Raw genomic sequence first — 24,104 nt, forward strand, 5'->3', positions numbered from 1 at the left:
TATTGAAGCAAAAACAGGGCATATACAATGCCCTGTTTTTTATGAATGATCTTTCTAAGAATAAGTCATGGCTTGAGTCTGGAAAGGGAAGAGCAGCTGGGAAAGCTGACGCGTTGCCCACAAGCCTACTTCCTGATGATGCATATGCGGTGCTACATAAGGAATCAATAAATCAATCTTTTGTTCGGCAGCGGCACAGCGATTCAGACGGCTTTTCAGCTGATGGATCTGTTGCTGGTCAATACGGTTCAGCACTGGTTCCATCTGGTTATGTACTTGAGATCTGCTACGTGATGACAGACGAGCAGCTAAAGTCTCACCTTGAATCCAGTCTTTAATAATTTGTTTTTCAGTCGCATTAAATACACCAAACATTTTGCCATCTGGATCATCAATCATTTTCCAGAAACGGCTTTGTTCTACAGGTGCATCTTTTACAATCCAGCCTTTTTCAATCATGACTTTCAGGAAATCCGCAATCTGTGCCGGATCGGATAACCATTCATTAATGGTCTTGCCACTAAACTGGCACTTCTGGTTATGGATATATTGTCCAATCAGCGCTTTGTTCTGGAACACTTTCAAAGCCAGCTTTTCAGTATCCAGTTGCTTGATGATCTGGGCAGAACTTTTACCAATATCATTCAGCACATAACCTTTTTTAATCAGGTCTAGATACTGGGCAGGATCTTCAGCGAGTGCATATTGATCTAAATACGCTTGCAGCGATTTTTGTGCATGACCATTGTGAGCATTATCAATAGTAATGTGCACATTGAAGTAATGCGGATCAATACCCAGTTCAGACAGCTCATAATTGGTAATTAACAGGTGTAATGGCAGCTGCTCATAACCTAGATTAAAGCCAATTACCAACGGTAAATATTCTGGCGGTGCATAAGCTAGTGCCAGTTGAACGGCTGCCTGTTCATAATAGCTGGCATCTAACTGTTCAGCATAGCTGTTCAACTCATAATGATTCAGCAAGTCCTGATACATGGTGACATGATTGGCGCGGGTATGACCCATGCCCAGTTCTTCCAGATAGATATAAATCAGGTCTTTGTTTTCCGGACGATTCCAGTTTTGTACAGTCGAATATAGCCATGAGCCGTCTACCAGTTTTACAGGTGCGACTTTGGCCAGGAACTCAAATGCATGTGAAATAGTCGGGAAGTATTCACGTCCTTGCTGCTGTTTACGCCGCTCTACATAAGACTGGAAAATTGCGCAGGTTTGGTGGTGCTGTTCCAGAAAATGTTGCTCTACATGTCTGGGTTGATCCAGCCATTCCAATCCAGCCACGTCAACTAGATGGATTAAACCCCTTAAATAGTTCTCAGCCTGTTCGGTCTTTACTGTCGTCGAAATCTGTTGATCTTGAAAGAAGTTGACCCAATCTTTAAAGTTATTAAATTGATGATTATGATTTTTAATAGATGATTCAGGCGAACTTAACTTTGTACTGACGAACATAATCTGATCCTTGCAGATATATTATGCTTTCTACCTTAATGGCATGCTTATACCACCGGTGTTGATTTTTTGTTCGGATTTATAGTGCGATTGCTGTAAATGAAAATGAATGGATAACGAGTTGAAGAGAAATGTAAAAGAATAAGATTTTTGAATGAATTATTTATAAACAAATAAAATTGCAATCGAGACAATTTGATCAAACATTAAAAAACAGGAATGAAGGAACATGCAATAAAAAAGCCCAAGTCATCATGCTTGGGCTTTTTTATGAGAAGTTAGTTAAATTAACCATCTCGAATATGGCGTCCCTACGGGGATTCGAACCCCGGTTACCGCCGTGAAAGGGCGATGTCCTAGGCCTCTAGACGATAGGGACAATGTAGAAGTGATATTTTAAACTAGAACTTTTGATTTGAAGTAATGGCGTCCCTACGGGGATTCGAACCCCGGTTACCGCCGTGAAAGGGCGATGTCCTAGGCCTCTAGACGATAGGGACTTAATAAAATATTACTTCTGAAATTGGCGTCCCTACGGGGATTCGAACCCCGGTTACCGCCGTGAAAGGGCGATGTCCTAGGCCTCTAGACGATAGGGACGTTTCAGAGGTGGGCGTATATTAGGGTGAAAACAGGGGGGTGTCAAACGCTTTTCCAGAGTTTTTTGGAATTTTTCTTTTGAGTGCATAAATTTAAAACAATATTAGTAGAATACTTGAAAAATGCCGGATTTAAGCCGGATTTTTAAGTAATTCCAGAATAGCTTCAACGACCTGAGGATGTAGTAAATAGCCAGTAATATCATGTGGACGGTGAATATGTGTACGAATGCCATGATTGATGATTTCAGGTTCAAACTTGAATGGCGGTTGAGTAAGCGGAATGGCAGTAAGATAATCATCCGTTGAATAGAAATTGATCCAGTCGCCTTTAATTGCCTGAGGTCGTACCACTGGCTGTGCCAGGCTGGATTGAATCACCTGGAAAGCTAATGGCGAACCTAAAGTAATAAAACGCTGTACATTCAGTTCAGGGTGCTGGATGAGATGATTATAGGCAATCACACTTCCTAAAGAATGAGCAATGACAATGCAGGGTTTGCGACCACTCAGTTGTCGGGCAATCCGTTCATGTACCTCTCTCATGAAATCAGGGTTATCGAGATAAAGATAAGTTTCAATCAGAAATCTCTGCAATAGAGTGCGATGCAGAGTGGGAAAATAATTGAGTAATAAGGCAAAATCCCGAAGCGCCACATTCCTGCCGAGAGCGGTAAAATAATTGAATTTCTGTCTGAAATCCATGGTGTCACTTGAACCGGGTTGGGAAAAATCGGTAATTGTGGGCCTACGCCAGCCAGGACGTGGAACAGGGGCAGGAAGCTGAGGTTGAGCTGGCTTGCGAAAAGGAAAGCTGGGCCATTCCTGTGGTATCAGGGTGCCGGCTTCTAGAATATTGCGGACGTTATAACGTGAAAGCAGATCGCCATAAAATGGAATACGAATGTGACGTTTTAAATAGCTAAATCTGGCATCTTGTTGGTGTTTGCGCATCCCTTTTTGAAGTATATGGAGCCAGCGTTGGCGGATGGAGGCAGCGCTATGATGTTGCTGATTCATTCCATGAATAAAAATAACTTTCATCGACACCCCACTGAGTTCGATAGAATTATATTTACAGTATAGAAAAAATTAACGTAGCAAAAGCAGCGCTTTTTGTGGTGTTAATGTGTAAATTATCTTTGATAAAACAATAATTAACAGACATATGTATATTTGTAAAAATGTCATAAATAAACCAGAAAATGAGTAGGTATGGATAAAGAATTTGACTCAGCAGAAAAATAGTACAAAGAAAATATTAGAATTAAATCTGTAAATTGAGATGCTTTTTAGAGTAATTCCAGCAGGGCTTCGATGACTTCCGGATGCTGGACATAGCCATCAATATCATGCGGATGATACATTGAAGTACGAATCTCCCGATTGATAATTGCCGGCTGAAACTGAAAAGGCGGTTCTGATAATGGAAAGGCAGTTAAAAAGTCATCGCTGCAATAAAAATTGATCCAGTCACCTTTAATAGCTTTTGGTCGATGAATAGGCTGGGGCAAATGTTCCTGAATGACCCGGAAAGCCATTGGTGATCCCATGCTGATAAAACGCTGTACATTCAGTTCCGGGTGCAGAAGCAGATAATGATAGGCAATCACGCTTCCTAAAGAATGAGCCATCAGGATACAAGGTTTATCGCCATGCAGTTGCTGGCCAATTCGCTGATGCACCTGCTGCATGAATGTGAAATTTGCCAGATAAAAATAGGTTTCAATCAGAAATTTTTTGATCAGCGTATCATGCAGGCGAGGGAAATGATTCAATAAGATCACAAAATCCCGTAATAGAGTATTCCGGCTCAAAGTACTAATAAACTTCACCTTCTGGTTAAAGGTCATGGCATCCTCAACCTTTAGCTCGGGAATTTCACAAATTTCAGGTGAATATTGATTGAGATGGGGTGATGGTGGCTGGGATTTAACTGGCTGATGGAAGGGAAAGCGAGGCCAGTCTTGTGGCATCAAGGTGCTGGCATTTAGCACATTATGTAAATGATGACGGGACAGCAAGTCGCCATAAAAAGGAATATGGATATGCCGTTTCAGATAAGCAAAATGTGCCTGTTGATGCGACTGTTCCAGACCGTATTTCAGTAGACTCAGCCAATGTTGACGCAGAGACGCAGAGCTGAATTTCTGCTTGTTCATGCCATGAATATAAATAATTTTCATCGACACACCACGCTGGCTGCCTAGAACATTTTCAGTATAAATAAAAAAGAGCAGCCGAAGCTGCTCTTTTAGTCATTTTAATGTTTAAGCATTTTTGTGATAGAACTTGTAGTAGCTGGCATAGCACAGTGCGATAAACAGCAAGCAGCCAAAGAAACTGATCCGCATGCTTGGATCAAACACCATACTGATACAAGTAATAAGACAGAACAGAAAACCCAGAATCGGTACGATCGGGAACAATGGCGCAGCAAAATCAAGATCCTTCGCTGTTTTACCCTGTTTGTACCATTCACGGCGGAAGTTGAACATGCTGAGACAGATGCTCATCCAGACCACTACCATGGTAAATGCTGCAATACCTAGCAAGTTAGTGAAGATAGTTTCCGGGGCAAACTGTTCAGACAGCAAACCAGGCATACCACCAATCATGGTGACAATGACTGCAATATAAGGTACACCACGCGCATTTAAGCGGGAAAATACTGCTGGTAACTGTTTGCTGTAAGACAATGACCACATCATACGGGATGCAGCGAATAGACCTGAGTTAGCAGCAGACAGCAGTGCTGTAATAATCACAAAGCGGATAATATCTTCGGCATAAGGAATACCAATATGCTGGAATACTGTCACGAATGGACTGCTACTGACACCTTCAGCTGCCAGACCTGCTTCCTGATGCGGAAGAAGGGAGGTCACCACAATAATCGTACCTACAAAGAAAATCAGTAAGCGGAAAATTGCAGTATTAATCGCTTTTGGTACATTTTTGGCAGGATCTTTGGTTTCACCCGCAGCCACACCAATCAGTTCTGTGCCAGAGAATGCAAAGTTTACAATCAGCATGGTTGTGAAGATTGGGAACAGACCTTCCGGGAACCAGCCTTGAGCTGTCAGGTTACTGAATAGCGGAGCAGTTTCCTGTCCTTGATAGCTTACTACACCAAAAATAGCGAGTAGGCCAAGCAGGATAAAGGTCACGACAGTAACAACTTTAACCAGTGCCAGCCAGAATTCAGATTCAGCAAACCAGCGAGTGGAAATCATATTCAGTGCGAATACGAAAGCACCAAAAATCAACGTCCACATCCACATGGAGCTATCCGGGAACCATTCCTGCATTAATAAAGCTGCAGCGGTAAATTCAGTTCCCAAGGTCACTGACCAGGTCAGCCAGTATAGCCAGGTAATGGTGTAGCCAGTCCCTGGTCCAATATAGCGTTTGGCATAGGCGCCAAATGAGCCCGATTCGGGCATATGAACGGCAAGTTCACCCAGACATAGCATAACCATGTAAGCGATGATCCCGCCAAGGAGATAAGCAAGAATGGCACCTACAGGCCCCGTTTGTGCAATGACTTCACCCGACCCTAAAAATAGGCCTGTTCCGATTGCGCCGCCAAGCGAAATCATGACCAGATGTCGAGTACTCATAGCGCGTTTTAAAGGCGCAGAATTGCCCTGATGCGTAGCATCATTCGGAGATGAGTGCATAGGAGTCAAAAAAATAAGAGAATGAAGCGGGTTATTGTAGTGAAAAACTACAAATCTGCAACGTATTAATATGGATTATGTATAAGACTTGATCGTGTGCGATCAGATAATGGCGTCCCTACGGGGATTCGAACCCCGGTTACCGCCGTGAAAGGGCGATGTCCTAGGCCTCTAGACGATAGGGACGTTGCGAGGTGAGGGCTATATTAAGGACTAAGCCGAACTTTGTCAAAAGAGTTTTTACTAAAATGTATTTAACAGTTTAAACATTAGGCAAAACAAAAACTTTATTTTATTAAGATGTTATTTTCTGAACGGATTTACCTGATATGAAAAAATAAACCCAATCGGAACTGGGTTTATTAAAGAAATTATTTTAAGTTCAAAAGTTTAGAATTTAAGCTTTTTGATGATAAAGCCAGTAGTAACTTGCATAGCATGCTGCCATAAACAATAAACAGCCAATAAAACCAGAGAGCATTTCAGGGTCAGCTGCCATACTCAGACCGGTTGCAGTACAAGTTACAAAACCTAGAATGGGAACTAAAGGGAACCAAGGTGTACGGAATTTTAGTTCAGAGACACTATGACCAGACTTCAGCCATTGGCGACGGAAATTAAACTGGCTCCAGCAGATGCTCATCCAGACAATCACCATGGTAAAAGCGGCCACGCCCATTAGGTTTTTAAAGATGACATCTGCACCAAACTGCTCAGAGAGCAGACCAGGCAAACCGCCAATCATGGTGACCCAGACTGCTACATAAGGCACGCCGGATTTACTGACTTTAGCAAACAGTCGCGGTAACTGGTTTTGTGAAGACAATGCCCACATCATACGTGAAGCTGCATAAAGGCCAGAGTTTGCAGTCGACAGCAGTGCAGTGATAATTACGAAACGGATAAAGTCTTCCGCATATGGAATACCCATTTGGGTAAACACGGATACAAACGGGCTGCTGCTTAAGCCCCCATGACCACCGACCTGTAAACCCGCATCGGTATAAGTCAGCAGTGAGCTAATCACGATAATGGTCCCGACAAAGAAAATCATCAGACGCCATACCGCAGCATGAATTGCTTTCGGTACATTTTTCTCAGGATTTTCGGTTTCACCGGCAGCGATCCCGATCATCTCGGTACCATTAAAGGCAAAGTTCACGATTAGTAATGTGGTGAATAACGGAATTAAACCGTTTGGCAGCCAGCCATGTTCAGTCAAATTATTGAACAGTGGCGCAGATTCATAACCTTGGAACGGAATAAAGCCAAAGATACAGGCAAAGCCCAGAATAATGAAAATCAGTACAGTCGCGACTTTCACCAGCGATAGCCAGAATTCTGATTCGGCAAAGGTACGGGTTGAGCTTAGATTGGAGAGCAGAACACCTGCAGCAAAGATCAGTGTCCATAACCAGATCGAAGTTTGCGGGAACCATTCCTGCATCAAAATTGCTGCGGCAGTAAATTCGGTACCCAAAGTGGCTGACCAGCCCAGCCAGTACATCCAGGACACCATATAGCCAGTACCCGGGCCAATATAATGGGTTGCAAAGGCACCAAAGGAACCAGATACGGGTAAATGTACAGCCAGTTCACCGAGGCAGAGCATGACCATATAGGCGATCAAGCCGCCAATAATATAGGCCAGTACCGCGCCTAAAGGCCCAGCTTGTGAAATCACTTCACCGGAACCCATAAACAGGCCGGTACCAATTGCGCCACCAAGGGAGAGCATGATCAGATGACGTGTGCCCATGGCACGTTTTAATGACGGAGTTTGGCCCTCAACAGACGAATGCTGTGAAGGTGGAGAGGGAGATTGCATAGCTCATAAAAGGAGAGATTTAAAAAAAGTATTTTAGTTTTAATTATTTGAAATATCACATAAATTGGAATTTCCTCATAAAGTTATTTTTTTAATTTGAAAAATAAATATTTGCAAAGCCTCTTAAAAACTAGTGATCTGGAGTCTGGTATTGCTCAGTCGGTGTTTTTTCAGCAGGCGTAGTTTCTGCTTGATTCTCAGCAGTTTTATCATCGCGACTAATCACATAAATATAAAGCGCTGAAGGTGCCAGAATGAGTAAAACAAGCAAGATTTTCTTTAGCATGGGAAAATTGATCAAAACCTAACATCAACTTGATTATAGCCTAAGCAAACGAGAAAGTGCACCAAACTCAGTCATGCGGAATTTATAACAATAGGATTGAAAGCAATAATAAGAAAAAGAGTTTTCTTGAAAAAAATGAAAGAAGAGTGGGGGTAAATAAGATGGCGTCCCTACGGGGATTCGAACCCCGGTTACCGCCGTGAAAGGGCGATGTCCTAGGCCTCTAGACGATAGGGACGTTTAGAAGATGGCGGTATCTTATTGATCCGCCACCAAAGTGTCAAGCAGGTGAGGTGCGAGTTTGTTTAAAATATAGCAAAACAGTTCCGCAGTCTTTTGCGTATCGTATAACGCAGAGTGTGCTTCTTTGCCATCAAACTCAATCCCGGCCTGAATACAAGATTTAGCCAGAACCGTTTGACCAAACATCACCGCACTTAAAGTTACGGTATCAAACACAGAAAAACTGTGGAACGGGTTCTGGTTTTTGGTTCCGGTACGGGCAATTGCGGCCTGTACAAAGCCCAAATCAAAATGCGCATTATGACCGACCAAAACGGCATGCGTACAATTTTGCTGACGACGCACTTCATTAACCGATTTAAAAATACGTTTTAACGCGGTTTTTTCATCTTCAGCCATTGCGATCCGCATCGGATTTGACGGGTCAATCCCGATAAATTCCAAAGAGCGGCGATCCAGGTTGGCACCTTCGAAAGGATTGATATGTGCATGGTAAGCTTCACCAGGCACAAACTGACCATCTTCATTATAAACAATTGGAATGGCCGCAATTTCTAACAAGGCATCAGTCTGTGCATTAAAGCCTGCTGTCTCAACATCGACAACAACAGGCAAAAATCCACGGAAACGCTGACCAATGACTGGAAGAGTTTCATTTGTCACATTTTTCTCCATTGAATGGTTTTTCCTGCATATAGCGGAATGATTTGTTCACCATCCAAGTAGTCTAGACTTTCAGGAATAACTTGATCTTCTTTGACCAGCGTAATGGTTTTGGTATTACGTGGGAGGCCGTAGAAATCTGCACCAAAGTGGCTGGCAAAACCTTCTAGACGGTCGATTTTACCTACTTGATCAAAGGCCTGAGCATATAACTCAATTGCAGTCGGCGCACTATAGCATCCTGCACAGCCACACGCATTTTCTTTGGCATTTTTTGAGTGCGGTGCACTGTCGGTGCCTAAGAAGAATTTAGGATTACCGCTGGTCGCTACTTCAAGCAACGTTTGCTGATGCGTCTGACGTTTTAAAATTGGCAGACAATAGAAGTGCGGCTTGATCCCACCAACCAGCATATCATTACGGTTAAACAGTAAGTGCTGTGGAGTAATGGTCGCAGCTACATTACGATCCTGTTCCAGCACGAAATTAGCTGCTTCGCTGGTGGTAATGTGTTCTAGAACCAGTTTCAGTTTCGGGAACTGTTTCAGTAACGGTGCTAAGACTTCGTCTAGAAAGCGTTTTTCACGGTCAAAAATATCGACATGGTTATGCGTCACTTCACCGTGCAGCAATAAAGGCACCTGATGCTCTTCAAGCTGTTCAATGACAGAATATACTTTACTAATGTCGCTTACACCGCTATCCGAGTTGGTGGTTGCGCCAGCAGGGTAAAGTTTAATGGCATTGACATGATCAGAATCTTTAATCTTTTTGACTTCGCTTGGAGAGGTATTATCTGTGAAATACAGCACCATGCGTGGATCAAAATCGCTACCTTCAGGAACATGCGCCATAATACGTTCACGGTAGCTTAATGCTTCTTCCACAGTTTTAACTGGGGGAACAAGGTTCGGCATACAGATTGCGCGGGAAAACTGTTTGGCTAGATCAGGAACGGTGCGTTGCAGAGCGAGACCATCACGCAGGTGGGCATGCCAGTCGTCTGGCTGGAGAAGGGTAATCGTATTCAAGGCGAATTCAATCGGAGAAATAAAACAAATGATAATGCATCTATGCCCAAAATGGTAACGAGAAATATATACAAAATAAGGGATATCTATAAATTAATTTATAAAAGTATGATATTTTAAAATTAATAAAAAAATTACATAAATACTTGGCAATGGAATACAAGTACAATCTAGCAAAATTGCAAGATGAAAAAGAAAAAATAGAAGAATTAATCACACGGCAAAGTCAGCGTGTAGGTTCGATTTTCCCTCAGAATCTGGAACAGGAGTTCTGGAGCAAAAACCTGGAGCGAGCACGTAAACATGTCGAAAAATATGTCTGGGCAGGTGTACTGACCTATTTTATTTTTCTGCTCGTTATGGTTCCAACGGACTACTGGATTATCGATTCACAATATTTCGTACAAGATTTTGTGCGCTGTATGCTGGGGCTGATCAATGGTAGTCTAGCTTTACTTGCTTTTTATTTCTTCTCCTGTCTACCTAAAATCAAACGCTTTTTTCCGCAAGCTTCCATGCTGCTGATGTTCTGGATGATAGTCTCGACCTCCTATCTGACCATGTCTATTCAAACAGTAAGCTTGCAACATCAGTCGATGGCGATCATCACCATTATCTACATCTTGGGATATATTCTGACCGGAGTAAAACCTTTACAGATGTTAATCACGGGATTATTTGCTGCACTTTGTACGGTCTGGCTGTTATCCATGTTATCGATCGACTTTAATGCGCTAGTCTTGGGGCGGATTCTGATTGGCAGTAGCCTATTGGGATGTGTGATTAGTTATATGCTTTTTGCCCGTGAGCGAATGATTTTTCTATACACCATGCGGGCCAGAATCAGTGAGAAAATTCAGCGGATTCATACCACAGAATTACTGCATTTAAGCCAGCATGATGAACTGACCAAAATCTCTAATCGACGAACTTTCGATGAAACACTGGATATCTTTTTTGAACGTTCCCGTCGTAATCAGCATGCTTTGGCGATTTTGTTTATCGATGTAGATCACTTTAAAAACTATAACGATTTCTATGGGCATCAAAAAGGGGACGATGTCATTTCCAGTATTGCCTTTACCATTAAAAATGCCATCCGGCATATGGACTTTGTGGCCCGTTATGGTGGTGAAGAGTTTGTGGTACTGCTTCCAGAAACTGATGCGCATGGCGCCTATGCACTGGCTCCCAATATCTTTAATGCAATTGAGCGTCTGGAAATTCCACATGAGAAATCTGGTGTAGCTAACCATATCACCATCAGTTTGGGCATTACCGTTTATCGTGGTGAATACTTCATTGATAAGGATGCTTTGTTGGGAATTGCGGATCAGGCGTTGTATCGAGCCAAACAGCTAGGACGGAATCAGATTTATTATCAGTCGATCCGCACTGCAAATCCAAACAGTGTGAATACCTAAATCGAATCTATAAAAAAACCGCTCAGATGAGCGGTTTTTTTGACCTGAACAAACTTATTTGTTTTTGTTTTTTAATTGAGGTACTGCAGAACCTGTACCTACTGCAAGTAAGCCAGAATCTGTATAGATACCCAGTTTCGCACGTGTATCTGTGATATCCAGGTTACGCATAGTCAACTGACCGATACGATCCGCTGGAGAGAACATAGAATCACCTTTCTCCATAGTCAAACGCTCAGCTTCATAAGTGAGGTTAGGAGATTCAGTGTTCATGATGGTGTAGTCATTACCACGACGCAGTTCTAAAGTCACAGTACCAGTGATAGCTTTAGCTACCCAACGCTGTGCAGTTTCACGAAGCATCAATGCTTGAGAATCGAACCAGCGACCTTGGTACAGAAGACGACCCAAACGAAGACCGTTGATACGGTATTGTTCGATCGTATCTTCGTTATGAATACCAGTGACCAGACGTTCATAAGCGATGTGAAGAAGGGCCATACCCGGAGCTTCGTAGATACCACGAGATTTCGCTTCGATGATACGGTTTTCGATCTGATCCGACATACCTAGACCATGACGGCCACCAATACGGTTCGCTTCAAGAATGAACTCAACTGGATCTTCGATACGTTGACCATTGATTGCAACAGGGAAACCTTCTTCAAAAGTAATCGATACTTCTTCAGGTTTGATTTCAACTTCTTCTTTCCAGAATGCAACGCCCATGATTGGGTCAACGATTTTGATACCCGCATTCAGGTATTCAAGATCTTTGGCTTCGTGAGTCGCACCCAACATGTTTGAGTCAGTTGAGTAAGCTTTCTCTTTTGACATTTTGTAGTCAAAGCCATTGTCGATCAGGAACTGTGACATTTCTGCACGGCCACCTAGCTCGTCAATGAAGGTCTGGTCTAACCAAGGTTTGTAGATTTTCAGGTTAGGGTTAGTCAACAGACCGTAGCGGTAGAAACGCTCGATGTCGTTACCTTTATAAGTAGAACCGTCACCCCAGATGTTCACGTCATCTTCTTTCATTGCAGTTACCAGCATGGTACCTGTTACTGCACGGCCAAGAGGAGTCGTGTTGAAGTATGGAACGCCACCTGTAGAAATGTGGAACGCGCCACATTGAATTGCAGCAATACCCTCTAATGCAAGCTGTAAACGGCAGTCGATCAAACGTGCTTTTACTGCGCCATAAGCTTCAGCTTTTTTTGGAATCGCATCGTAATCGTCTTCGTCTGGCTGACCCAGGTTTGCTGTATAAGCATAAGGTTCAGCGCCTTTTTGTTTCATCCACAAAAGAGCTGCAGAAGTATCTAGACCGCCAGAAAAGGCAATACCAACTTTTTTGCCTACTGGGACATTCTGCAAGATAGTTGCATTATCAGACATTGTTCATCCTAATGATATGAAATAGGCACGCCAGAAGTGGTGGCCTGAAAAAACACATATTGCGTCAATTGTATCATTATTTTATTTAGGTTTGCTTTAGAAAAGAAAAACTCATTTCAAAATCTTGATTCAATAGGCTTAGATAATCATAAAATTACCGTATTTTTGACAAATGCTTAAAAAATAGGAAAATCTGGGAAGATTCAATAACATCATTAAAAAAACATCTTCAGGATAGCCCTCATGAGCCCGAATATTCCTCCTTTACCTAATCTGCAACCGGCTGCCAAAAATGAAACCCTGTCGATTGTGCATGGAATCTATGCCGGTTTGCTGGTTTTTAGTACGGTTGCATTTTTATATCTGGAATATCAGCAGTCGACGATTTCCATGTTGAGTCTGGTTATTGTGTTGCTACTTTTGGCGGTGCTGATTGTTTTGAATATTCAGGCCTGTCTCAAGGTAAAACAGGGCAATGGTTCAGGACGCACCTTGTCCAGAATTATGGCGATCCTGATGCTGCTCAGTTTTCCCATTGGTACAGTACTCGGTGTAATTGCCTTATGGAAATCGAGCAAAAATCAATGGCAGCAATAAATTCACCATTAAGGTACGGCATAAATATCACAATTGGTATTTGTGCCTGAGAAAGCAGACATGATAGTCATAAAAAGCCTCTGAAAATCAGTTAAAGTACATTGATAAGATTTAAGCTTTTAGCCAAATAAGAATCAGGGATATTTTATGACAACGACGCGCTATGCAAATATTTTAAAACCATTACATCTGGGTTTCACCACGATTAAAAACCGTGTGGTGATGGGATCAATGCATACGGGCTTGGAAGATCGGTTTTATAATTATCCTAAACTGGCAGCTTATTTTGGTGAACGTGCCAAAGGTGGTGTGGGTCTCCTGATTACTGGCGGGATTTCACCGAATCGTCAGGGCTGGTTATTGCCCGCTGGTGGAACGATGAATACCTTGGGTGATGTTGCACCACACCGACTGGTTACGCATGCTGTGCATAAGCATGGGGCCAAGATTCTGTTGCAAATTTTGCATGCCGGACGTTATGGCTATCAGCCTTTTGTGGTATCTGCGAGCCCGATCAAATCGCCAATTTCACCTTTTAAACCACGTCAGATGTCTGAAAACCAGATTCTGGATACGGTTCAGGACTATGTTAAAACTGCAAAACTGGCTAAAAAAGCGGGCTATGACGGCGTGGAAATCATGGGATCTGAAGGGTATTTGATTAACCAGTTCTTAAGCCGTCACGTCAATCAGCGTACTGATCGTTGGGGTGGGGACATTGAAAACCGCATGCGTTTTGCGGTGGAGATTGTTAAAGCGATTCGTGCTGAAATTGGTGAAAAATTTATTATCTGTTTCCGCTTGTCCTTGCTAGATCTGGTACATGATGGCAATACCATGCAGGAAGTGATTACAGTCGCTAAAGCATTAGAGAAGGCTGGAATAACTTTGCTGAATACCGGTATTGGCTGGCATGAAGCGCGTATTCCGACGATTGTCACTTCAGTTCCTCGTGCTGCATTCGTAGATTACACCGCAGAAGTCAAAAAACATGTTGCTGTTCCAGTCATTGCATCGAACCGGATCAATATGCCGGAGACTGCTGAAGCGATTTTGGCATCAGGTCAGGCAGATATGGTGCAAATGGCACGCCCGTTATTGGCAGATGCATTCTGGGTGAATAAAACTGCAACCAATCGTGTTGATGAAATTAATACCTGTATCGCCTGTAATCAGGCCTGCCTGGATCATACCTTTAAAAATAAACGCGCTACCTGTCTGGTAAATCCACGTGCTGGTTATGAAACCGAACTGGTTTATGTCAAAACCAAAAAGCCTAAAGGGATTGCGGTAGTAGGTGGTGGAGTCGCAGGTCTATCCGCAGCCACAGTCGCAGCCAGCCGCGGTCATGATGTGACTTTATTTGAAGCCGCCGACGAAGTGGGTGGGCAATTTAATCTGGCCAAAGTGATTCCAGGCAAAGAAGAATTCCATGAAACCATTCGCTATTTTAAAGTACAACTGGAAAAAACTGGGGTAGATGTCCGTTTAAATACTCGAGTGAATCGGGAGCAATTGGAACGCGAAGGTTTTGATGAAGTCATTGTTGCTACGGGCGTTGTTCCGCGTGAATTGAAAATTGCCGGTAGTGATGCACCTCAAGTTCTGTCTTATGCTGAAGTATTGCGCGGTGCACCAGTAGGAGATCGTGTCGCGGTCATTGGTGCCGGTGGAATCGGTTTTGATGTATCAGAATTTTTATTAAAGCCCCCGCATCAGCCGCAACCACAACCTGTAGATGAATGGAAACGGGAGTGGGGGGTAGATCTGCATGCAAATTATGTAAGTGAAGGCGGACTGCAGCCAGCAGAAGTCGAGCCACCTGTACGTGAAATTTATCTATTACAGCGTAAAACTACCGCTTTAGGAGCAAGCTTAGGTAAAACCACGGGTTGGGTTCATCGTGCCCAATTAAAAAAACATGGCGTGCGCATGTTACGCGGCGTGCAATATAAATCGATCACGGATGAAGGTTTGTGGATTGAAGTGGATGGGCATGATCAGTTACTGCGTGTAGATACGGTCGTGGTTTGTGCTGGTCAAGAGTCGGTCAAAGATGTTATGCCTTCAGAAGGACAAAAGACTTTGGCGAATTACCATATTATTGGTGGAGCGAAGCTGGCTGCTGAGCTGGATGCCAAGCGTGCAATTCGTGAAGGGGCAGAATTGGCAGCAAAATTGTAAGGATTTGATGAAACTATATGCAGTTGATGAGATTCACTGTAATTTTCACTTGTCAGTCGCCTAAAAGCTCCGTATTATTGCGCACATGGAAGCGTGGCAGAGCGGTTTAATGCACCGGTCTTGAAAACCGACGAGGGCTTATACCCCTCCGTGAGTTCGAATCTCACCGCTTCCGCCAGATATGAAAACCCCGATCAATGATCGGGGTTTTTTATTGTCTAAGTTTTATTTAGTTGGAAACTGTCTGATTTTTTAGATGTAGTAAGTAGATAACTAGCTAATTGATCTAATTTCTAAGATATTTTCTTATTAAAAAATGAATGAATAAAAACGAATGCATATATAGCTTTAATTTCTAAAATTTAATCTCAGGCAACGAGCTTAAGTCTCAATTTAAAAAGTATGATCTAAATTTTTATCTGACAAGAGGATATAAAAATTTAAAGCTTATTTTATTGCCGTTATCAGTTTATTAAATAGAACATTTTTCATTATTAATTCGCTGAATGACTGAAACACCTGAAAGTCGACTAGGATAGTAGGATAATTTTTTGTTCTTTTCGGCTTTCATTCATGTCGAATTTTAAAGTGCGAGTTAAAAATGGCAACTGAACCTCTGAACCCTAAACGTCCACTTTATATTCCCTACGCAGGTACTGCATTACTTGAACTCCCATTGCTGAATAAAGGTTCAGCATTCTCTGTAGAAGAACGTATACATTTTAATTTACACGGACTTTTGCCCCAAGCGATCGAATCGATTGAGGAACAAAGTCAGCGTTCGTATCAACAATACTGCTCATTCAATGATGCAATCAATAAGCATATTTACCTACGTAACATCCAAGACACCAACGAGACGCTTTTCTATCATTTGATCGAAAATTACTTAAGCGAAATGATGCCGATCATCTATACGCCAACGGTAGGAGAGGCATGTCAGCATTTTTCCAAGATTTATCGCCGTCATCGCGGGGTTTTTATTTCCTATCCGGATCGGGATCATATTGAGCATATCCTACATAATGTAAATCGAAGAAATGTCAAAGTGATTGTGATTACGGATGGTGAGCGCATTCTTGGTTTAGGCGATCAGGGCATTGGTGGAATGGGCATTCCGATTGGAAAGCTGGCTTTATATACGGCCTGCGGAGGTATTAGTCCCGCCTATACTTTACCGATTACTTTGGATGTGGGCACGAACAACGAGCAGTTGTTGAATGATCCGATTTATATGGGATGGCGTCAGCCTCGTATCACTGGTGATGAATATTATGAATTTGTCGAAATGGTGATACAGGCGATTCAGCAAAGATGGCCCGATGCGCTAATTCAATTTGAAGATTTTGCCCAGCACAATGCCATGCCTTTACTGGAAAAATATCGCGATCGAGTATGTTGCTTCAATGACGATATTCAGGGTACGGCAGCTGTGGCAGTAGGCAGTCTGATTGCAGCTTCGTATGCGTCAAACAAACAGTTAAAAGATCAGACTGTTGCCTTTCTGGGAGCAGGTTCAGCCGGTTGTGGGATTGCTGAACAAATTGTGGCAAAAATGGTGGCAGAAGGCCTGACTGATGCAGAAGCGCGTAAGCGGGTCTTTATGGTGGATCGCTTCGGTCTTATTACCCAGAATCAGCCGAATCTATTAAATTTCCAGAGAAAACTGGCGCAAGAACCAGAAAATATTGCTGAATGGGGAAATGCTGAAGAGATTATTTCTCTATCGGATGTCATCAAATATGCGAAACCCACAGTGTTGATTGGGGTATCTGGACAGCCGGGATTATTTAGCAAAGATGTGATCACGACAATGGCTGAAAATTGTGAACATCCGATTATCTTCCCTTTATCGAATCCTACTTCTCGCGTAGAAGCTGTTCCAGCCGATATTATTCAATGGACCAATGGGAAAGCTTTGATTGCTACAGGTAGCCCATTTGCACCTGTTAATTATCAGGAACAGATTTATACTATTTCTCAATGCAATAACTCTTATATTTTTCCGGGAATTGGACTAGGCGTGATTGCTTCAGGTGCTACACGTGTTACGGATAATATGCTGATGGCATCAAGTAATGCCTTAGCAGAATGCTCTCCAAAACTTCAGGATCCAACTGCCAACTTGTTGCCAGATCTGGATCAGATCCAGCATATTTCCAAGATTATTGCCTTAAGGGTTGCGCAAGCTGCGATTGATGATGGCGTTGCTCCAAAAGTTGGTTTTGATGTGCTGCAGAAAGCCATTGATACGAATTTCTGGATACCGGAATATCGGGAATATAAGCGTGTGACCTTTTAATATTATTAGGAAAAGGGCGGCCTAATATTAAGTAAAGCAGAGCGATGACATTGTTATTTCTCTGCTTTTTTTGTTTGGAGAAAGCGAAGATAATCTAAAATATAGAAGTTCAACCTACTCAAACAATACGGTTTTATTTTATCAAGTAATTGAAATTAATAGAAATTTAATAAAAATCCTGTAAATAAAAAAATACTATTTATAAATTAATTAAATATATATATAAGAAAACTTTATTATTTTAAATCTTCCTGTATACTGGCCTTAACTAGAAAAAAGTCTTGTTGCAAAAAATCTTCCTTAAGTATCGTCGTTTTATTCATAATCCTTCGTTTTATCCAGATTTTAAGTTCCATTCTTTATTATTTTCAAAGTTACAACTGGTCATTCAGATGATTAAAAATTAGTAGGTTTTATTATGCCAAACTCAAATATTGTTAAAGGTACTGTAAAGTGGTTCAACGAAACTAAAGGTTTCGGTTTTATTCAACAAGAATCTGGTCCAGATGTTTTTGCTCATTTCAGTGAAATTGCCAGTTCAGGTTTTAAAACCTTAATGGAAGGCCAGCAAGTTGCATTTAGCGTAGTTCAAGGTCAAAAAGGCCCAAATGCTGTAAATATTACTGCGCTATAAGTCTTTAGAATAAAAAAGCACGCATCAGTGCTTTTTTATTGTTTTAAATAAAAGTTAAAAAGCTTTTTCTAGATTGGAAGAAGTATAAAAATAGGATACAAGTTGTTAAAAATTAATGAATTAATTGCAAAATCTAAAAATGGTACAGAAATTATTGTTTCTTTGATTCCCTTGAATAAAATGCAAAATACACGTCAAGGTTTTAAGGAAATTGAAGTAGGTAAAAGAGTGCTGCTTCAATCAGAAATCGAAGTTGACCTGAATCTAGACGGTCGTACATTTTATACATCTTTAAATCAATTATTTAAATTAAATCATAAAGTTATTTAATATTTAAATTATATGTTGGCTAACCAATTTCTAGCCGATCTCTCTCATAATCATTATTAAAGGTTTAATTATGCTTAAGCAAAATATCAGTGTGAAAGATCAATTCGGTGTTCAATACGCGATTCAGGCTACTGTTGACCCTGATTTTGTTCATACCCAATCGGATTCTAACGTCAAACATATTACAGTTGAAGGTGAAAATATTCGCCCAAGTTTTGAAATGTTTTTTCAAAGCACCATCGCGGCAAAATTTTCAAAATTATTTAGTGGTCATGTGACATGACCAAAAGTGAATATAAAAAATCCTGGTATCTTGCCAGGATTTTGTCTTTGAAATTATGAACTTGATAATTAAACCTATTCATCGTCTTATAAATAAATCCTGAATTAATAAGCATATTTTTAGTTCAAATTTAAATCGACTTAGCCATCATTTCAGTGATCCCTATTTTATATCTTCTACTACTTATGCTTTTAGGCATAAAACTATTATCAACCTATAAAAAATCTAATACACATCAAATCAGAAAGCCAATCAGAGTTAAAACCCGTCAAGGTTATTATAAGTTTCGTTGGTATGAACTTAAGTCATATAAATGACTGAGGATATACAGCTGGTTTAAGGTGGTGAGCAAGGGCAGTTCAGTTTTAGTTTTGCTAGGACATTCAGACGCTAAGTATTTAATCTTTTCTTTTTGAACATTTAATAATCAATAGATGATCATAAAGTCAGGAGTTGATCCTAGACAGTATCGTGGACAACCAGCCCCTCTAAACTTTTAATATATTTCTGTTCAAAGGCTTCTGGACTTAACCAGCCGTTTGCAGAATGTCTTCTGACTCGATTGTAATAAATTTCAATATAGTCAAACAAGACAGCATTCGCTTCTTTTCGAGTCGAAAACACACTGCCATGTACCACATGACCTTTTAATGTATGAAAGAAGCTTTCAGTCACTGCATTATCCCAACAGTTTCCACGTCTAGACATACTCTGAGTACAATCATTTTTCAGTAACAGCGCTCTAAAATCACGACTACAGTACTGTGAGCCTTGGTCCGAATGAACCATAACACCAGTTGGATAACCCTGACGAGCCATTGCATAGTTAAATGTATCACACACCAACTGGCGGTCTATTCGATGGCTGGTTTGCCACCCCACGATACGACGGCTAAATAAATCTAGCATCACACATAAATACAACCAACCTTCTTTAGTGCGGATATAGGTAATGTCTGTTGTCCAGACTTTATTAGGCTGAGTAGCTGTAAATTGGCGATCCAACAAGTTGGGTGCTGTAGGCAAATGATGGGTCGAATCAGTCGTATGCTTGTATTTACGTGCAATCCTGCTACGTAAACCAAGCTTTTTTAGGATCCTTCCAATAGTACGTTCGCTCATGTTGTAACCTAAATCATGCATGTCATGTACTAATGAAGGTGCACCCAATCGTGCATGATGCTGCCAATATACGGCTTTTAAGTCATTATATTTCTGTGCCGTATTGGCTTGATGTTTTCGCCAGGCATAATAGCCTGAAGTGCTGACACCTAGGTATTTACAGGCAGAAGATACGGTGACTTCATTCATATCTAGATCTTGAATTACCGTGTACTTTTCTTGGCATGATCTGTTAGAAAGTACACATGCGCTTTTTTTAAGATGTCATTGGCTTCCTTGAGCTGTTTGACTTCTTTCTCTAATTCCACGATCCGCTGTTGTTCTGGTGAAAGTTGACGTTTGCTTGAACCTGCCGGATTGGTTTCACGAATCCATTTATCTAATGTTGAATAACCCACACCTAATTTCTGGGCGATTGCAGCTACAGACTCGTGTGAGTTTGAAAGTGCATAATCAATCGCTTGCTGTTTAAATTCGGGACTAAAACGTTTAGCCATTTCTTGAATCTCCAAAGATTAAAGTTACGTTATCTTTAGAGGGACGTGCTGTCCATTATTTTGTCTAGGATCAAGTTTACTCTATGAATAAATGTATAAAATTACTCGCCAAAAAAAAATTAAGTATTACTTTTCTAGAGAGTGCATCAGCAGGTTACCTGGCTTACCGATTTTCCCAAAATAAATATTCGGGTGATATTTTATATGGCGGACTGGTGTGTTATGACATGGGTGTCAAAGAGAATATTTTAAAAATCAAACCTGAATTTATTAAAAAATATACCCCGGAATCTATGGAAGTCACGCAGGAAATGGTCAGAAAAGCCAAGAAAATGTTTTATTCTGATATTTATATTGCCTGTACAGGACTCTTAAAAAGAGGCGGGACAGAAACCAAAGAAAAGCCAGTAGGAACTTTTTTTTATGTGATTTCTTATAAGGATGAGCTCTATAGTTTCCGCTTTCTTTGCAGAGGAAAACCGAGAGAGAAATTAAAAAAACTGGCGAGAAATATTAATCTGAGCTTAATCGAAATCCTTGAAGGCAGTCGAGACAAGAAAAATAAGTAAATCGCTATTTATTTAGCTCTTGATGGTCGCTCATACACTGATCATGAAAACGATCTGCTATAAAAAAATCCCAGCCGAAGCCGGGATTTTTTATATTTAATTGGTCGATTAATAAGGATAGTTAGGAACAGAACCGTTCGCTGGAATGGTGAGCCATTGCCCTGTTGCCAAGCGATTTGAACCGCCATCCGGTTGCGCATAGAAATATAAAGGTGCGGTAGGCAGATTAAGCATGGCGACTGAAGCATGTGCAGTTGCAGTGACAGGCAAGCCATAAAGTGCATAAAAATCTTTTAGGTCATAGCCCATGATTTTTGAACTGAGCACATAAATCAGGTCAGGGCGGCTCATGCTTTTCGCATTAAAGGCGCCTAATCCCAGTTTATTCTTATCTGCTTGAGATGCTTTGCTTAAATCAATCTGATTATACAAACGCTGTGAAGTATTCAGTAAGCGTATGAACTCAAATACACCCTGAAGATCAGGTCGCGATTTACCTTGATGTAAACGGGTATAGTTCATGGCCATCTGGATATGGAAGGCCTGCATCGATACATGATAGCCATCTTGCCATAAGCGTTTTTCCATTGCGGCACGTTGTGCTTCACCTGACAAACCAAGGCTTCGTGTATCCTTGATATTGGCATATAAAGTTGGGTAACGGAAATTGCTACCATTACTGTCCTGAGCATATAGATGATATTTACGCATCATGCTTAAACCCGCCAGAATGTTGTTATTACATTCCACTACGCAACCAACAGTTTTTCCGGTTTCAGTAGAAGGGAATACCATGGTTAAGACATCCTGAACAGTATTATGTCCCAATTCATGTACCCAGCCCCAACCGGTATCAATGCCAGTTGACCCATCTGATGGATTTCCTGAGCATAGGAAGCCACAGGTCGCAATCCAGCCCACAAAATGCTGAACATTCGGTGCACGGTGAACTGTGCCGGTACAATCCCAGCCTAATTCATTACAACGCTGTGCCGTACTGCTATCCAGCGGCATGTTGTTATAACCGTTGGCAATGTGGTTACTGTCAAAGATTACGCCCTTAATCTGATCCACATAGGTACGTGCTGATCGATCACCAATGGCTTTTAAGGCATAGTCATTGGTCTGTTGAATTTCACCACCAACGAATTTAAAAGTGTTCCAGCCGAAGTTTCTACTTTGCAGGATGCTGGTGGCTTCGCTAATATCCGCTTCAGTGATCGTTTGAGTAAAATCATAATGTGCATATTTTGCTGCGCCTTTGATTTTTAAGGTCACCACAGAGCCTGCTTTGGCATTGCTGTAATTCAACATCAATGGTCCACCGAACGGGCTGATAAAGTCATTGCTTTGAGTGGTGTCTAATTTTACGGCGAAACTGTTTGGTCGGCGAGGACGTTTATAGCCGCCATCATCAAAGGGATTGCCCCAGGCACGTAAATAGCTGGTCTGGACTGAAAGCTGTGCACCTTGAGCATCAACAATCTCAATACTGACAGGTTTGCCCGGAATGCTGGCACGACCAATTGCGGTAATTCCGCTGCCTTGCGGAATGGTCACGGTAATGGTTTCGGCTTGCGCACTGACAGCCATGTTTTGTGCAGAGGCTGGCATATAATCGCCAGCACCATTTGGATTCACCAATGTGGTTTTGCGTTTATAGTCCGTCCAGGAGTCGCTGGCATACGTACGCATAAAAGTCAAAGCATCACTATTTTTCGACAGCCCGCTGTAATTCACGCCTGGACGCCAGAGATCTGCCAATAACACCAAAGCTTTTAGAATCTGATTATTATTTTTTGTGCTGAATGCAGTGATTCCCTGTGCATTTAAATTTTGTAAATTGATAGAAGCTTTATTGATGGTTTGAATCAACGAATTATTGGCATTTAAATCACCTAGACGTGCTGCACTTGGTGACTTGAAATATTCCAGCATTTGGATCGTACTATCGATGTCATTCACTTTATTCCATTTATCCGTGATGGAACGTCCTGAAGACATGAGTAAAGTATCTTGGCCACGCCAGTAATTATTATTGGTCTCAATCTTCAATGCCAAAAAGATTTTTTCCATCGGTGTAGTGACGTTATAACCCATTGCCTGGAAATATATTGGCTTACCAGCCTCCAGATATTCCTGAATCAAGCTGGATTCAAAATTATTGGCGCCGATATTACTGCCTAAAATCATCAGGTCAGCATCTTTCCAGCAGGTATTGGTTTGATCCAGTACATTACATTGTAGAAAGGTAACTTTAACCCCTAAATGCTGGGCAAAATAATTTTCTATTATGCTCAGGTTGGTTTGTGCCAGGCCATTCACGGTAAGTTTAAGTTCTTGTTTAGGCTGTGCTTGTGTTTTCCCCGTCAATAGCCAGCGAAAACCATTATTAAGCACGGGTGCAAAATCTATCACGTCAGGACTATTCGCTGAGATCCCCCCAAGCATATTCTGGCCAAAAGCCAGCGCACGGCCTTTACCGATTTGTGATGCGACTCCCAGACCACAACCCTTATTCGCCTGCTGACTTAAATTCCAGCCGCAGGCTTGATCTGAAACTGCGATTGGCAAAGCTGCACTTAAATCATAAGGATAAAGATTAATTGAAGCAGTTGGCGTAAATTGCAGTTTAGGTTGCAAAACTTTGCCATTTGAACTGGTATAGAGTGAGGTAATTAAACCCTTTTGCCATGTTTGTTGTTGCTTGGCGAGCTGTAAGGCCCAGTCTAGTAGTGCAGTTGAATCCTGCTCAGTTAAAGGTATCGCGTCACCTGTACTCAATGCCTGATCAATCCGATTGGTTGCAGGTGGGAGAGGTGTTACAGGTAAACTATTATCTGGTACTTCTTTAGGCGCTGAGGCTGATTCTTCACTACCAGCTCCACCACAGGCAATCAGACTGATCGATAGCGATAAGGTCAGTAAGGCTGTTCTCAACCTCAAATAATTTCT

19 protein-coding genes and 6 tRNA genes are annotated in these 24,104 nt (G+C 41.6%); 9 read left to right on the forward strand and 16 right to left on the reverse strand.

Going from position 1 to position 24,104, the window contains the following annotated elements; translation table 11 throughout:
* Positions 1-54: 54 nt before the first annotated feature.
* From FOC32_RS09575 to pyrC, 13 genes are all read right to left on the reverse strand, one after another.
* Positions 55-1,476, reverse strand: coding sequence for an iron-containing redox enzyme family protein (locus FOC32_RS09575; protein ID WP_175967206.1), 1,422 nt, complete (start codon positions 1,474-1,476; stop codon positions 55-57).
* 303 nt (positions 1,477-1,779) lie between these two features.
* Positions 1,780-1,855: transfer RNA gene (locus FOC32_RS09580), tRNA-Glu, on the reverse strand.
* Between the two features lie 45 nt (positions 1,856-1,900).
* Positions 1,901-1,976, reverse strand: a tRNA-Glu gene (locus tag FOC32_RS09585).
* A gap of 24 nt (positions 1,977-2,000) precedes the next feature.
* Positions 2,001-2,076, reverse strand: a tRNA-Glu gene (locus tag FOC32_RS09590).
* 131 nt (positions 2,077-2,207) lie between these two features.
* Positions 2,208-3,119: a hypothetical protein gene (locus tag FOC32_RS09595; RefSeq protein WP_005234779.1), complete on the reverse strand. Its 912-nt coding sequence runs from the start codon at positions 3,117-3,119 to the stop codon at positions 2,208-2,210.
* A gap of 248 nt (positions 3,120-3,367) precedes the next feature.
* Positions 3,368-4,261: an alpha/beta fold hydrolase gene (locus FOC32_RS09600; protein WP_175967207.1), complete on the reverse strand. Its 894-nt coding sequence runs from the start codon at positions 4,259-4,261 to the stop codon at positions 3,368-3,370.
* 84 nt (positions 4,262-4,345) lie between these two features.
* Positions 4,346-5,758: an amino acid permease gene (locus tag FOC32_RS09605; RefSeq protein WP_034170462.1), complete on the reverse strand. Its 1,413-nt coding sequence runs from the start codon at positions 5,756-5,758 to the stop codon at positions 4,346-4,348.
* Positions 5,759-5,868: 110 nt separating this feature from the next.
* Positions 5,869-5,944, reverse strand: a tRNA-Glu gene (locus tag FOC32_RS09610).
* Between the two features lie 211 nt (positions 5,945-6,155).
* Positions 6,156-7,586: an amino acid permease gene (locus FOC32_RS09615; protein WP_175967208.1), complete on the reverse strand. Its 1,431-nt coding sequence runs from the start codon at positions 7,584-7,586 to the stop codon at positions 6,156-6,158.
* Positions 7,587-7,716: 130 nt separating this feature from the next.
* The gene (locus tag FOC32_RS09620) at positions 7,717-7,872 is read right to left on the reverse strand and encodes a hypothetical protein (RefSeq protein ID WP_005234786.1); all 156 of its coding nucleotides are present in this window, start codon (positions 7,870-7,872) and stop codon (positions 7,717-7,719) included.
* Positions 7,873-8,034: 162 nt separating this feature from the next.
* Positions 8,035-8,110: transfer RNA gene (locus FOC32_RS09625), tRNA-Glu, on the reverse strand.
* A 20-nt stretch (positions 8,111-8,130) separates the two neighbouring features.
* Positions 8,131-8,790 (reverse strand): ribonuclease T, encoded by a 660-nt coding sequence (rnt, locus tag FOC32_RS09630; protein WP_034704922.1) that lies wholly within the window; start codon positions 8,788-8,790, stop codon positions 8,131-8,133.
* Positions 8,775-9,809 carry a dihydroorotase gene (gene pyrC / locus FOC32_RS09635; protein WP_175967209.1) on the reverse strand — a complete coding sequence of 345 codons (1,035 nt, stop codon included), beginning with the start codon at positions 9,807-9,809 and terminating at the stop codon, positions 8,775-8,777. The genes rnt and pyrC overlap by 16 nt, the downstream gene beginning before the upstream one ends.
* A 152-nt stretch (positions 9,810-9,961) precedes the next feature.
* On the opposite strand from pyrC, the gene FOC32_RS09640 reads away from it, so the two are divergent.
* Positions 9,962-11,233: a GGDEF domain-containing protein gene (locus FOC32_RS09640; RefSeq protein ID WP_175967210.1), complete on the forward strand. Its 1,272-nt coding sequence runs from the start codon at positions 9,962-9,964 to the stop codon at positions 11,231-11,233.
* Between the two features lie 54 nt (positions 11,234-11,287).
* On the opposite strand, the gene argG is transcribed toward FOC32_RS09640, so the two are convergent.
* Positions 11,288-12,631 carry an argininosuccinate synthase gene (argG, locus tag FOC32_RS09645; protein ID WP_175967211.1) on the reverse strand — a complete coding sequence of 448 codons (1,344 nt, stop codon included), beginning with the start codon at positions 12,629-12,631 and terminating at the stop codon, positions 11,288-11,290.
* Between the two features lie 243 nt (positions 12,632-12,874).
* Here argG and FOC32_RS09650 point away from each other — a divergent pair, with 243 nt between their 5' ends.
* From FOC32_RS09650 to FOC32_RS09680, 7 genes are all read left to right on the forward strand, one after another.
* Positions 12,875-13,228 (forward strand): hypothetical protein, encoded by a 354-nt coding sequence (locus FOC32_RS09650; RefSeq protein ID WP_034170456.1) that lies wholly within the window; start codon positions 12,875-12,877, stop codon positions 13,226-13,228.
* Positions 13,229-13,375: 147 nt separating this feature from the next.
* A complete protein-coding gene (locus FOC32_RS09655) occupies positions 13,376-15,412 on the forward strand; it encodes an NADPH-dependent 2,4-dienoyl-CoA reductase (RefSeq protein WP_175967213.1) in 2,037 nt (678 codons plus the stop codon).
* A gap of 87 nt (positions 15,413-15,499) precedes the next feature.
* Positions 15,500-15,590 (forward strand) — tRNA-Ser (locus FOC32_RS09660).
* Positions 15,591-16,013: 423 nt separating this feature from the next.
* Positions 16,014-17,714, forward strand: a complete 1,701-nt coding sequence (locus FOC32_RS09665) for an NAD-dependent malic enzyme (protein WP_175967214.1) — start codon at positions 16,014-16,016, stop codon at positions 17,712-17,714.
* A 418-nt stretch (positions 17,715-18,132) separates the two neighbouring features.
* Entirely contained in the window at positions 18,133-18,348 is a 216-nt protein-coding gene (locus FOC32_RS09670; protein ID WP_175967216.1) for a cold-shock protein, read from the forward strand.
* A gap of 102 nt (positions 18,349-18,450) precedes the next feature.
* Positions 18,451-18,678: a hypothetical protein gene (locus FOC32_RS09675; protein ID WP_104426368.1), complete on the forward strand. Its 228-nt coding sequence runs from the start codon at positions 18,451-18,453 to the stop codon at positions 18,676-18,678.
* Between the two features lie 70 nt (positions 18,679-18,748).
* A complete protein-coding gene (locus FOC32_RS09680; RefSeq protein WP_175967218.1) occupies positions 18,749-18,961 on the forward strand; it encodes a hypothetical protein in 213 nt (70 codons plus the stop codon).
* Positions 18,962-19,420: 459 nt separating this feature from the next.
* Here FOC32_RS09680 and FOC32_RS09685 read toward each other — a convergent pair.
* Positions 19,421-20,580, reverse strand: a protein-coding gene (locus tag FOC32_RS09685) for an IS3 family transposase (RefSeq protein ID WP_175967220.1) whose coding sequence is annotated in 2 segments (ribosomal slippage) — positions 19,421-20,346 and positions 20,346-20,580 — 1,161 coding nt in all. Because the reading frame shifts where the segments join, the coding sequence is not laid out codon by codon here.
* An 83-nt stretch (positions 20,581-20,663) separates the two neighbouring features.
* On the opposite strand from FOC32_RS09685, the gene FOC32_RS09690 reads away from it, so the two are divergent.
* Positions 20,664-21,149, forward strand: a complete 486-nt coding sequence (locus FOC32_RS09690) for a CinA family protein (RefSeq protein WP_034706081.1) — start codon at positions 20,664-20,666, stop codon at positions 21,147-21,149.
* Positions 21,150-21,257: 108 nt separating this feature from the next.
* Here FOC32_RS09690 and FOC32_RS09695 read toward each other — a convergent pair whose 3' ends face one another.
* Positions 21,258-24,095, reverse strand: a complete 2,838-nt coding sequence (locus tag FOC32_RS09695; RefSeq protein WP_228761254.1) for an ImpA family metalloprotease — start codon at positions 24,093-24,095, stop codon at positions 21,258-21,260.
* Positions 24,096-24,104 lie beyond the last annotated feature (9 nt).

Origin of the sequence: Acinetobacter sp. FDAARGOS_724 (genome assembly GCF_013364475.1) — a bacterium.
Taxonomy (GTDB): domain Bacteria; phylum Pseudomonadota; class Gammaproteobacteria; order Pseudomonadales; family Moraxellaceae; genus Acinetobacter; species Acinetobacter variabilis.